The sequence below is a fragment of the Gottfriedia sp. NPDC056225 genome, from assembly GCF_042267765.1.
Classification (GTDB): Bacteria; Bacillota; Bacilli; order Bacillales; family Bacillaceae_G; genus Gottfriedia.
In genome coordinates, this window is record NZ_JBHJTJ010000002.1 from 82,123 (window position 1) to 94,877 (window position 12,755).

The window sequence follows — 12,755 nt, forward strand, 5'->3', positions numbered from 1 at the left end:
TCAATTAGATAGTCTTACGCATTTAATTATAAAAAGACTTTATGGAATTTTACTATTTTGAAAATTCTGTCAAATTTAAATTTTAATAAAAAAAGAACGATGACCAAAATTATCATCGTTCTCATTTTTATGATTGAAATTAGTTACCTTCCAAGTATTTGTAAATATTTACGTTCATGCTCTGAATTAATTTTATGTCTATATTTCCAAAACATCACGAAAGCCTTACTATACGCTTTAGCAACCCCTAGTTCAATTGCTGAAATAACAACATCTAAAATTTCATGCACTCCTTCTGTAATTTTATTTTTTGCGCACTGATATAAAGCATGTGAATAGCGGAGTTGCAAATGCATTTGCTGCATGAAAGGTTCTTTACTAAGAGCGGTCTCCTCAAAAATATGAAAATATTGCTTTAGCAAGATTTCAACATCATCGATACGCCCAAGTTTTAAATAGACTTCTAAAATTCTAGGTAATCCAGCATACATGTCATCTCTACCTTCCAACCAATTAAGGTAGCCATCAACATATTCATATCGCCCAAATTCTAAATAAACGACAAATCGATTACCTATCGCTAGATCCGCATAATATTCATTTACTTTTGAATATCGATCTATTATACTCAACACTTCTTCTAATGAGCTTCCTATTCGAAGCGATGCGAATCCTTGATAAAGGAGAGCCCTTCCATAATATTCTTCCTCTTTTGTTATTTTCTCCAAGGCCTTAGCGTAGCTCATTACCTTTTTCCAATTCTGGCGGATATAATAAGTTGCCATAATCCACAAATAAGTAGCTAATTGCAATTCCTGTGGCAAATTATGAAAATGTCTTAAAACAAGTACTTCAGCATCAGGTCCTTGTTCCGTCAACCGAACTATGTAATATTTCCTATAGTAACTTTTAGCTAATTGAGATGAATGATAATCTGGTGTACTCTCAATAATACACTCATATAGTGGTAATGCCAGCCAAACTTTTTTCTCTTCAAATAGCTTTTCTGCAACTAAAAAAATATAATTTAAATTCTTCTTAAGTACTTGTTTCGACCTTTCATCTAAAATTTTATTAAACATATTTTGAAGCAAATCTTTGTATCCAAGTGATGCGCATTTATATAAAAATTCCATACTTCTCCGTTTGTCCATAATCTTGTTTTCATTAAAACATTCTTCAATATAATCTGAATAAAAAGTACCTTCCTCCAAATTGAGGCCCGCAGTAATTGCATCCAAATTACGTAATGAAAGAGATTGTTTGTGATTTAGAATTCGGCTTATTTCAGTCAAATGAATAGTAGAATTTTTAGCGAGTTGAGTTATATTCCAGTTTTTTTCATGCGTATGATCCATAATTCTGTGAAACAATTTTAAGTTCAACTTACTTAACCTCCTTCTATTGTAATTTTAATATAGTTAAATTTCTTCTCTATTAATTAGAAAGCTCTAATGAAAAAGTGTCAAGGTGGCTTAAGGACTAATGTGATTTACACAAGGGACATTAATCACAGAAGCTCAAAGTCAATTAATATTTTTGAAACATACCTTAATAAAAACTAAAACGACTGTTCTACAACAGTCGTTTTATCATCTTATTATTCTTAATTTGCTTACTAATTACTTTAAAATAACACTATTAAAACAAATGCTTTACTACTAAATCTTGAGCAAAAATATAAAAAGCCCATCCAACAATACCAAGTCCGATTGAACTAATTAAATGCATTGAATGTTGAAGTGCAACTCCAATTATTAACAGCATAATGACTGTACCTGGAATCCCTAATACAACTCCATAAGCGAATTTGCTTAACGTTTGCACTTGTTCACCTTGAACATTTAGCCAAATAAGGCTTAATAGACTAACGATCGGTAAGGCCGCAATCAATCCACCTTGTGTAGGGAATCGACGTGCTACTTCGGTAATAACTCCAATGACAATGGCTGAAGTAAGTATTTTAATTATCGCGTACATTTTGAGCTCTCTCTTTCAATAGATTAAAAGCATTTAGTATACTTTCTCTTTCCTGTTCAGTCATCTGTTCAAATAAAAGTTGTTGAAGTTTCTCTTCATTTAAACTTGAATTTTGAAGTAAGACTTCTTTTCCTAAATCAGAAAGTTTCAATATGACCTTTCGTTGATCATTTTCACCACGAGTTTTGTATATATACTCTTTTTCTAATAATCGCTTTACATGCTCTGAAGCTGTATTATGTGACACTTGAATACCTTCAGCAATCTCCTTTATGCCAACCTCGACTTCTTTATCAATCATTTGTAAAATCCTAACTCCTTGGTGAGTAATATTTTCTTTATGCTTATATCGTAGTACATAGTAAATATCAGTCCAAAGTTGATTCAATTGTTTAACTTCTTTACTCATGTTCATTCTCCTTATATCGTATAATACGATTATATCTTATTATACGATATAAATAAAATATTAAATCTGAGGATTAAGAAAAGACCGGAAATAAAATTTTGAGAAACTATTAAAAGGAGAACACTAATCGATATAGTCAGAGCTACAAATAAGTCTTATAGTATAGCAAATTAAATAAAAAGTCCCCCATACCAGTTAGGGTATTATGAACTAAAAATCGTACACTAATCTCTACTTTTAATTGGAAAACTAACAAATATGCTCTAATCCTTTTCATGTTGATTGTTTGATAAAAATCTACTATTAATCTTTAAAAATGACCTAACAGATTAACTACAATTGAAAGGAGCTGTTGAGATGCCTTCCAATTTCGAAAAAAAAAAGCGCTTCCACTTTTTATTTTCAATAAAAAAGGGAGTCCCTTTGTCAGTAAACTGACTTATGAGACATCCCCTTAAAATCATTTATTATATCTAATTAAATAGAAATCGGCGGCAAAGTACTTCCTGTTTCAAGCAAGCTTTTTAAGTTACTTAAAATTGCTGGCCAGCCATTATTTAAACCTTCAAACGTATTATCACGATCTACTAAATCAGTAGGCTCAATATTTTCATGTTTCAGCGTTAATTTAACTGTGGACTCCAATTCTTTCAACTCAAAAGTGACAACTGATGGTTCCTTCCGATTCGTCGGATCATTTGTGTGATTCCATGTGAAAGAAAGTAAACGATTTAGTTCACATTTTAATATTGTTCCGTAATCTGTAATATCTCCATTTCGTAAATATGAAACAGTTGACCCTACTTGCCAGTCGGATTCAATTGCAGTTCCGAAAAAGTATTTTTCAGTAAATTGAGTACATGTTAAAGCTTCCCATAGTTTTTCAGGTGTTGTTGCGATGTATGTAACATATACAAATTGTGGTTTATTCATTCCTTATTGCACTCCTCAAGTTCATTTTTTAATTCACTTAGTGCTTCTAATCGCTTTTGTTCATACTTATGAATCCATCGTTTAGAAATTTCGTTAATTGGTACAGGATTAAGATAATGTAACTTATTTCTCCCGTGCCATTCTACTACAACAAGATTTGCTTCTTCTAGTATTACTAGATGTTTTGTGACTGCTTGTCTACTCATTTCTAGAAGTTGACAGAGTTCACTTAATGATTGGCCGTTATTCATAAAAAGCTCGTCAAGGAGTTTTCTACGACTTGAATCGGCTAGTGCTTTAAAAACCTGATCGATTTCATTCAACCTCCCTATTATTTATATATTATGCAACTTTTTAGTTGCACGTCAAGTATTCTAGGATAATAACTCGATTTCTTTCAAGAAAAGGTTTTAGCATTTATAAAAATCCTAATAAAATAGTAAAAAGGGTAAATTCATTTATTTTGAATTTACCCTTTTTTGTTAAGACTCTTCATACTTTTACTGAAATTAAAAATAGGCTATTTGTCCTAGTTTTCTAACTTCAGATTTTAAGATTGCAGCTCTTTTAAAACCATTTCTAACGTAATGCCTTTGTACTTTTTCTTAGGTGTCGGTGGATTATTCACACTTACATTTTGGCGTAAATAGTTTTTTTGTACAAATGCTAGATCTTTCGCATCTACAGTTCCGTCAAAATTAATATCTGCACTACGTTTATTTGTGCCCCAATAAGTCTGAATATAAATTGCATCCATGATATCAATCACGTTGTCTTTATTTACATCCCCTGCCACCACAGTTCGAACATAACCTGGACGGTTAGTTCCTACATACTTTTTACCGACATACCTTCCTGTTTGGATTTGTTTAGTAACGGTAAAGTGCCCTGGAATGTCCTCCACAAATGTGAATGGTTTGTCTGTTAATGGTAGATAATTAAATGTAACGTTTCTTTGTGCACCATTGGCATCGAATGTACCTTGATATACTTTACCATTAGGATCTATTAATTTGACGTTAGCTCCAATGTTATTGTAGTTTGCTACACCTGTCACTAGCCCCTCAGGAACTGGGTTATAAAAAGTCTGCTTTGAATAGCCTAGGTGTACAAGAAATTGCGCAGCACCCGCAGCGCCTAAGTCTCTTGTTACTGGAACTTTTTTCCCATCGCTATCCAATCCATAAGCCGCTGTTACATTGACTACGAATGGTCTAGAAAGATTACTCATAGGTATATCAGTAGGAACCTTCACCTTTAAGTCTACTAAAGGAAGCTCATCATCAGACATCAATTGACTTCCATCACGCTTCGCAGTAATTGTTATATAGTTATAGCTACTGTCACTTGTCTGTGATGTTACGCTAACTTGTCCTTTATCGGCAAAGGCAGGATTTACTTTTATGTCTTCCACGTTCAATTGTTTTGGAACACGAACTGTAAACTCGCTACCAGTAAAGTTTTTCATATGTTTTGAAGTGAGTGTGACGATCGTTGAATCATTTGTATTAACTGCCTGCTTGTCAGCAGATGCTTTGATATAAGAAGTCCCCTTTGGAATAAAGGTGAATGAATTGAACCAATAGTCCCCAGTTCCTACATAATCACCTAAATATAAGGTAACCCGTTTAATAGTTTTTCCATCAATCGGTGTTTCGTACTGAAAATATCCATTATCATCTGCATAAATATATGCTCCTGGTATCCAAGGAAAAACGTCGTTTGGAGCTATCGTATTTTCTTGTATATTATACAAATACTTCCTTTGCTCTCCTAGTAAGCCAGCTGCGAACATTTCTTCCGTCTCTTTGTCATATACCTTACCAGAGAATGTATAACCCGTTTGTTCCGGATCGACTTCGATAATGCCTGGTTTTTGATTCAGACTGTATTGAAGTGATTTATTATCGACTGAAAAATCTCTGTAAGCAGTGTACGTTTTACCACTTTCACTAGTTGCGATGAATTTCAAATTATACTGTCCTTCATCTACTAATGTTGGTTCCGATAAGATTGGTTCATCTGGATTATTGGTAAATGGATAATAGTACCCTTTGCCATACTGACCTGGAACAGCACCCATGAAATTCGTTCCATAGAAGATATTCTCCTCAAATTTTGTGGCATCCAAGGAACCTACATATCCAAGCTCTTTCTTTGTTTTGGCATCTACAAGTACAACATCAAGGGATTTCATAGGTGATTTAAGCATAAAAAGTGCTCCAGTTCCGTTAAAGGTAACTGGTGCATAAGATTCTGTAAGGCCATCAAGGGTTCTAAACATCGGATTAACTGGTTCTTTATTATCTATTTCGAGTCCTTCTTCCACATACCGAACTGCAAACGGTACTTGATATGTTTCAGATGGATTATCTTGGTTCGTATACACAATATATCCTTCATACGGTCCTTTTTCAGCTGTTTTAGGAATGAAGAGGGATACTGGTGCTTTCTTTTGGCTGTTTCCTTTTAATTTAACAGAGGCATCTGTTAGGATTTTCACACCATTCTTTACAGCATCCTTTGAACCTCTTTCATTAGTTTGGAAATGAACATCTACTTTAAATGTTTTTTGCTGTTTTCCATTGTTTTGCAAGATTACGGAGCGAGAATCTTGTATATCCTCACCATTGTATGTATGCAGTCCAAAGCTGATCTCGCCTGTTTCTTCTTTAATTTTCTTATATTTTCCATCGATCAAAGTTGTCGTTTTATCTTCCACCTGAATTTGTGTATCAGCGTGAACCGCTTCGTAAGCATCTACTCGGCCTGCACCCACCTCATACACACTATATGAATCTGCTAATGGGTCCGCAGTATTCATAAGTGTCGTTTTTACATCTTCTGGCTGTAAGTTAGGATTCGCTTGCAACATGAGTGCGGCAACCCCGGTAACATTTGGCGTTGCCATTGATGTTCCAGAGAGTCTTGCATAGGAATATTGGTAATCACCAATATGGGACGGACCATTGTTATATGATGGGACTGTTGACATGATTGCTACACCTGGAGCAGTGACTTCCGGTTTAATATCGAATGATGGACGGGCTGGCCCACGAGAGCTGAAATCAGCAAGAAGATCACCTATAGACTGAACGCTTCCCATTTCATTAAAAGAAAAGACCGCATTGTTGCTTGCTGCTTTTGCTTTAAGTTGCAGTCCTTGTTCATTGTTCACTGAAAAGACAGGAACAAGATCGTAACTATCTGGTAAAAGGATAGGAATTTGTCCTTCTGCTGGATTATTGTTCCAAATGAAAACAGCGGCAGCTCCTTTTGCAATCGCAATTTTAATGTTTTGGGTAAGAGTCCCATCGTTACGACGCATCAGAACGATTTTTCCCGTTACATCTTGATTATTATATTCTTGTTCAAATCCATTGTTTACGTCTATAAGTGGAAGGGATTTACCTTTCAAACTTTCGATATGATCTGCGAATCCTTTTCCCATAAAACGTAAATCAGCTGTCGTAGACTCATTTCCTACTTGCAACGAACCTTTAAACGTAGGGAATGTAATAGGCGCGCTACTTGCCCCTACGGTTAATGCTAGTGCTGCCGAACCAGGAGTTCCGAGAGAATACATAGCGTTTCCGCTATTGCCAGCTGCAATTACGGCCACGACCCCAGCCATTACAGAGTTGTTAATAGCGATACTAGCGGGATCTAATGAATCGTTAATTGAACTACCTAGAGATAAATTAATGACATCCATTCCGTCAGTTACTGCCTTGTCAATTGCGGCGATGATGTTATCTGTCCTCCCTCTTCCATAGGCACCTAGCACCCGGTATGAATAGAGATCTGCCTCCGGCGCAATTCCGGTTACAGCATAGTCAGATTTATTTTTCCCTTGTCCAGCGATGATACCCGCTACATGAGTACCATGCACTGTGTAATATGTACTGCCGTTAGAAACTTCTGGTTGCCCCGATTTCTTCCAGTCATCATATGTAGTTTCCATTGGATCATTATCATTATCAACAAAATCATATCCGCCTTTATAAGCACCCTTTAAATCAGGGTGATTATAGTCGATTCCAGTATCTATCACACCTACTTTTATTCCTTTACCGTTATATCCTTCTTGATGAAGCTTGTCCACGCCCATAACTGAGCTACTTTCGGATACGTTCGTTGTGAATGTCCCGTCAGTTTCTTGGTCTTGGATCGGCGGTTCTGCTTGCATTTGCGCATTGCTCCAAACTGCTTTTACCGAGCCGGATTGAAGTAATCCTTTAACTTTATTGGCGGGAAGTGTCATTGCAACACCATTAAATACTCGTTTGTACGATTTCGTGATTTTGAACGGGGATTTCTTTTGATCCAGTTCTTTTTTAAACACATTTTTTAAATCTGCTTGAAATTGCTTATGCTCATTCTCCACATGCGTTTGCGCTTCAGAAGAAGAGAGGGTTTTCCCTTTGAGTTCTTCCATAACAACCGCGGTTTTAGCAGGCTCAGACTTGAATTGGACAATGACGGATAAATCCGAATCGCTGTCTAAATTTGTGTCAGGTGACAACATGAGCCCAGTTTCTTCCATTGTTTGTAGTTTGCTGATAGCTTGTTTTTGTTCAGGAGTCATCTTGGCTAAAATGGACTCTGCGGAAGTAGGTTCATCCGCTTTCGCTGGAATTGTACAATTTGGAAAATACAAACTGCTAGTCAGTAACCCCGCTCCAAGTGTAATTGTAGAGACTTTCTTTACAATATTTTTCTTCAATGTTCCTCTCCCTTTCCTGTGTTAAAAATAGCAAAGTTGATAATACCCCGTTTTCAAAAGAAACGCTTTTTTAGTGGCGCAACTGCTAGGATTAGCAGTTGATTCTCTTCTTAAGATGTCAATCAGCGTTTTTGATTGAAGTGTGGTGTTCCATTCTCAGAAATACTCTTTTCTAGCTTTTTTTGTTTGTACGACTTTATAAAACTCATCATTAGAAAAATTGTTTACTCATTTATCACAACCTGTCATTTTTCAATACTACAAGTTTAAGTATATTTTCAGTTTATGTAATTTTAATATTTTGAAAATTGCGTCAAGTTTTAGTTTTTATTAAATAAATTTTGTTAAAACAGGATTCTGAAACTCAGATTTATAGTAATTTGTCTACACGCTAAAAACCCCTTCTGAAGGGGGCGCTTTAGTGAAAAAAATCCTAAACAAAAAAACAGCCGTATAAACGACTGAATTATGATCCATTAACTATCTAATTTTTCATTCTTTCCTTTTTTAACTTCTTCATTTTGATCATCTTCCATATCTTCTTGATTGTCACGAATTACTTTCGCAACCATAAAGGACGAAACAATAATTCCAATTGCCCCCATTAAATAATAGCCCTTTACATACAATGGTTCTTCTAAATGATAAAGTCCAATAAAAGTTAAAACACTAAAAATAGAGAAAGATGACCAAGCCAAAAACGTAAAGTACGGAGTATTACGCCTTCTTTTTTTCAAAAATAATCCCCCCTATTTTAAGGTATTACTATTTTAATAATTTTTAAGAATTGTTAGAACATAATGTTCTTTATAGAAATTGTATTTCTCCATCCAATTTTTGGGAATTCCTTAAAAGTCTTTTCGATTTCTGATTTTTAATTGTTGTTCTAAATAAAAAAAAGAGAAATTGCCGAAACAATTTCTCTTTTTAATGAATAGTTTAAATAACTTTTACGCCTTTTTTCCAAACAGATTTTACATGGTTAACGCCAAATAAGTATTGTAACTCTTGATAGTTTTTAACATTCCATAAAACGATATCTGCCTGTTTTCCAACTTCAAGTGAGCCAATTTGATCTTGACGATTAATTGCGCACGCAGCGTTGTATGTTGCTGCTGTTAAGCTTTCAGCTGGAGTAAGTCTCATCGAAATACATGCTAAGTTCATTACAAGTGGCATTGATGTTGTCGGTGAAGAACCTGGATTGCAATCTGTTGAAATTGCTACAGCGACACCTTCATCAACCATTTTTCTACCTTTTGCAGCATCTTCACGTAAATAAAGTGCTGTTGCTGGAAGAAGACACGCAATTGTTCCTGATTTAGCCATAGCTGCAATACCTTCGTCTGAAGCTTTTAATAAATGTTCTGCTGAAATTGCGCCAACTTTTGCTGCTAATTCCGCTCCGCCATACGGTTCAATTTCATCAGCATGGATTTTGGGAATTAGATCATATTGTTTACCTGCTTCTAGAATTTGCTCTGATTGTTCTGGCGTAAATACACCTTTTTCACAGAAAACATCATTAAATTCCGCAAGTTTTTCTTCTGCAATAATTGGTAGCATATCATTGATTAAATGATCAACGAATTCATCTTCTCTTCCTTTAAACTCTTTCGGCACTGCATGCGCTCCCATAAAAGTAGGAACTAATTCAACTGCATGCTTATCTTTTAATTTTTTCATCACTCGTAATTGTTTTAGTTCTGTTTCTAAATCCATGCCATAACCGCTCTTACTTTCAACAGTTGTTACACCATGTGTGATGAATGAATCTAGACGTCGCATCGTTTGTTCCATTAATTCTTCTTCAGTCGCTTCACGAGTCATGCGGGCAGTCGCGTGAATTCCACCACCCTCATTCATAATATCCATGTATGTTGCACCTTCAAGACGCATTTCAAATTCACGCTCTCGGCTCCCACCATACACAACATGTGTATGGGGATCCACTAGACCTGGAGTAACAAGATGGTTTGATGCATCTATTACTTCTGCTTCTTGAATTCTTTCTGCATAACGCTCTTGAATTTCATTTGTTGTACCAACAGCTTGGATTACTCCATTTTCAATCCACAAGCTGCCATCTTCTATTAAGCCAAGCACTGACATTGCTTCCTTCGCGCGAGGACCTTTCACTTCTGAAGCAAGTGTTGCTAATTGAGCTGCATTTTTAATCCAAATTGGTTTTGCCATTACTTATCAGTTCCTTTATCAAGCATTGGAATGTTTACTCCTCTTTCGCGAGCAGTTTGTTTAGCTAACTCGTAACCTGCATCAGCATGACGAACTACACCCATACCAGGATCAGTTGTTAATACGCGCTCAATACGTGCTTCTGCTTCTTTTGTACCATCTGCAACGATTACTACACCAGCGTGTAATGAGTAACCCATTCCTACTCCACCACCGTGGTGAACCGATACCCAAGTAGCTCCACCAACAGCGTTAATCATTGCGTTTAAGATTGGCCAGTCAGCTACTGCATCTGAACCATCCATCATGCTTTCAGTTTCACGGTTAGGAGATGCTACAGAACCTGAATCTAAGTGGTCACGTCCAATAACGATCGGTGCTTTTAATTCACCGCTTGCAACCATGTCATTTAAAATTTTACCGAAACGAGCGCGTTCACCATAACCTAGCCAGCAAATACGTGAAGGTAAACCTTGGAATTCAATTTTTTCCTGTGCCATACGAATCCAGTTGCATAAATGCTCATTATCAGCAAATTCACGTAAAATTGCTTGGTCAGTTTTGTAAATATCTTCTGGATCACCTGATAATGCTACCCAACGGAAAGGTCCTTTACCTTCACAGAATTGTGGACGGATATATGCTGGAACGAATCCTGGGAAATCAAATGCATTTTCTACGCCTTCATCCTTTGCAACTTGACGGATATTATTACCATAATCAAATGTAACAGATCCTTTTTCCATCATTTCAAGCATAGCTTTTACGTGAGTTGCCATTGAAGCTTTTGAAAGTTCAACATATAATTCTGGGTTTGAAGCTCTTAATTCTGCAGCGTCTTCTAAAGACATTCCTGATGGAGTATAACCGTTTAATGGATCGTGCGCTGATGTTTGGTCAGTTAATACATCTGGAATAAAGTTTCTAGCGATCATTTCTGGTAAAATATCAGATGCATTTCCGATTAGTCCAATTGATAATGCTTTGCCTTCTTTTTTAGCCTCTTCAGCAAGACGAATCGCCTCATCTAATGAATCTGTTTTTACATCTGTATATCTAGTTTCGATTCGGCGGTCAATTCTTGTCTCATCTACATCGATACCGATACAAACTCCGCCATTCATCGTAACAGCAAGTGGTTGAGCTCCACCCATTCCACCAAGACCTGCAGTAACTGTAATAGTACCTGTAAGTGTGCCATTGAAATGTTGTTTTGCTAATTCAGCAAATGTTTCATAAGTCCCTTGAACAATACCTTGAGAACCGATATAAATCCAGCTACCTGCTGTCATTTGACCGTACATCATTAAACCTTTTTTATCTAATTCGTGGAAAGTATCCCAGTTTGCAAAAGCAGGAACAAGATTTGAATTTGCAATTAATACACGTGGTGCATCAGTATGCGATTTGAAAATTGCTACTGGTTTACCAGATTGAACTAATAATGTTTCATCATGTTCTAAATTCTTTAATGACTCAACAATTGCATCAAAGCATTCCCAGTTACGAGCTGCTTTACCAATTCCACCATATACAACAAGGTCTTCTGGACGCTCTGCTACATCTGGATCTAAATTATTCATTAACATACGAAGAACTGCTTCTTGTTGCCAACCTTTTGTATTTAATTCTGTACCTCTATATCGAACAACTTTATCTTGTGTAACCGTATTCATCATTAATTACCCCCTAGATGTGATGTTTTCAGTCTAACACGAATTTTCCGAAATCTAATTATAAAATAATGATAATTTTATAATTTATTCCATTTTACTTATCTTTCAATTTTATTTTTATAAAATATCTCAAAATTGATTAATTAATTGGCTCTATTTGATTTTTAAACTAAAAAAGAGGCTGCCTCATTAGACAACCTTTAGGAACAAAGCAATTACAAAATTAATTGTTAATATGAGCGATTCGGTCTAAAATTTTCAGTTTCCATTTATATCTATTTAACCAAATACTTGTAGAATTTTTTATCAACCTTCATAATTGGAAAATTCTCGGGTAAATCTGTGAGTTCTATACTGGTAAATCCATTTTTTTCATAAAATCGATGAGCAGCTAAAAATTGAGGGGTTGTCCCAAGATAAATTGCTTTTATTGATTTTTCTTCGGCCCATTTAATAGCATTATTTAATAAGAGACTGGCAGTTTTATATTTTGCACCTCTAAATTCTTTATCTACAAACATCTTTCTTAACGCAACCTCTTGATTCCCTATGTCTAAAAGACTAATAGTACCAATTACTTTATCGCCATATAGAGCCATCCAAAAGTTCCCGCTTCCATTCTGATAAAACTCTTCGATTATAAACAAATCAGGCTGGTCATCTTTGGTGATTTTAATATTGTATTCTTGTTGTTGAATAGCAAGAATTAAATCTACTACTTGAGCTTGATAATCATTAGAGTATTCTTTCACAATAGGATTACTATTCATCACTTTACACCGCCTTTAAAATTTTTACACTTACTGTTTTCAATATAGAGACCGAGATGTCCTTT

At 35.5% G+C, this 12,755-nt stretch carries 10 protein-coding genes; all 10 read right to left on the minus strand.

The features are described from left to right. Positions 1–143: 143 nt before the first annotated feature. The 10 genes from ACFCYN_RS02580 to ACFCYN_RS02625 all read right to left on the minus strand — a co-directional run bounded on the left by ACFCYN_RS02580 (position 144) and on the right by ACFCYN_RS02625 (position 12,690). Complete coding sequence (locus tag ACFCYN_RS02580) at positions 144–1,385, minus strand: hypothetical protein (protein ID WP_375947334.1); 1,242 nt, start codon at positions 1,383–1,385, stop codon at positions 144–146. Positions 1,386–1,641: 256 nt separating this feature from the next. Then, a complete protein-coding gene (locus ACFCYN_RS02585) occupies positions 1,642–1,980 on the minus strand; it encodes a DUF3147 family protein (protein ID WP_375947336.1) in 339 nt (112 codons plus the stop codon). Next, the gene (locus ACFCYN_RS02590) at positions 1,964–2,389 is read right to left on the minus strand and encodes a MarR family winged helix-turn-helix transcriptional regulator (RefSeq protein ID WP_172447506.1); all 426 of its coding nucleotides are present in this window, start codon (positions 2,387–2,389) and stop codon (positions 1,964–1,966) included. Before ACFCYN_RS02590 ends, ACFCYN_RS02585 begins: the two co-directional genes overlap by 17 nt. 477 nt (positions 2,390–2,866) lie before the next feature. Next, positions 2,867–3,322, minus strand: a complete 456-nt coding sequence (locus ACFCYN_RS02595) for an SRPBCC family protein (RefSeq protein WP_375947338.1) — start codon at positions 3,320–3,322, stop codon at positions 2,867–2,869. After that, positions 3,319–3,645, minus strand: a complete 327-nt coding sequence (locus ACFCYN_RS02600) for an ArsR/SmtB family transcription factor (RefSeq protein ID WP_375947340.1) — start codon at positions 3,643–3,645, stop codon at positions 3,319–3,321. The genes ACFCYN_RS02595 and ACFCYN_RS02600 overlap by 4 nt, the downstream gene beginning before the upstream one ends. A 227-nt stretch (positions 3,646–3,872) precedes the next feature. Further along, entirely contained in the window at positions 3,873–8,048 is a 4,176-nt protein-coding gene (locus tag ACFCYN_RS02605; RefSeq protein WP_375947342.1) for a S8 family serine peptidase, read from the minus strand. Positions 8,049–8,524: 476 nt separating this feature from the next. Next, entirely contained in the window at positions 8,525–8,785 is a 261-nt protein-coding gene (locus ACFCYN_RS02610) for a YiaA/YiaB family inner membrane protein (protein ID WP_172447503.1), read from the minus strand. A gap of 202 nt (positions 8,786–8,987) precedes the next feature. Continuing rightward, on the minus strand, positions 8,988–10,244 hold the full coding sequence (gene hutI / locus ACFCYN_RS02615) for an imidazolonepropionase (protein ID WP_375947344.1): 1,257 nt from the start codon (positions 10,242–10,244) through the stop codon (positions 8,988–8,990). After that, a complete protein-coding gene (gene hutU, locus ACFCYN_RS02620) occupies positions 10,244–11,920 on the minus strand; it encodes a urocanate hydratase (protein ID WP_172447818.1) in 1,677 nt (558 codons plus the stop codon). Before hutU ends, hutI begins: the two co-directional genes overlap by 1 nt. Before the next feature lie 275 nt (positions 11,921–12,195). After that, a complete protein-coding gene (locus ACFCYN_RS02625; protein WP_172447501.1) occupies positions 12,196–12,690 on the minus strand; it encodes a GNAT family N-acetyltransferase in 495 nt (164 codons plus the stop codon). Positions 12,691–12,755 lie beyond the last annotated feature (65 nt).

Coding starts and splice junctions, on each gene's coding strand:
- ACFCYN_RS02585 (WP_375947336.1), bottom strand. CDS start 1,980: ATGTACGCGATAATTAAAATACTTACTTCAGCCATTGTCATTGGAGTT.
- ACFCYN_RS02590 (WP_172447506.1), bottom strand. CDS start 2,389: ATGAGTAAAGAAGTTAAACAATTGAATCAACTTTGGACTGATATTTAC.
- ACFCYN_RS02595 (WP_375947338.1), bottom strand. CDS start 3,322: ATGAATAAACCACAATTTGTATATGTTACATACATCGCAACAACACCT.
- hutI (WP_375947344.1), bottom strand. CDS start 10,244: ATGGCAAAACCAATTTGGATTAAAAATGCAGCTCAATTAGCAACACTT.
- hutU (WP_172447818.1), bottom strand. CDS start 11,920: ATGAATACGGTTACACAAGATAAAGTTGTTCGATATAGAGGTACAGAA.
- ACFCYN_RS02625 (WP_172447501.1), bottom strand. CDS start 12,690: ATGAATAGTAATCCTATTGTGAAAGAATACTCTAATGATTATCAAGCT.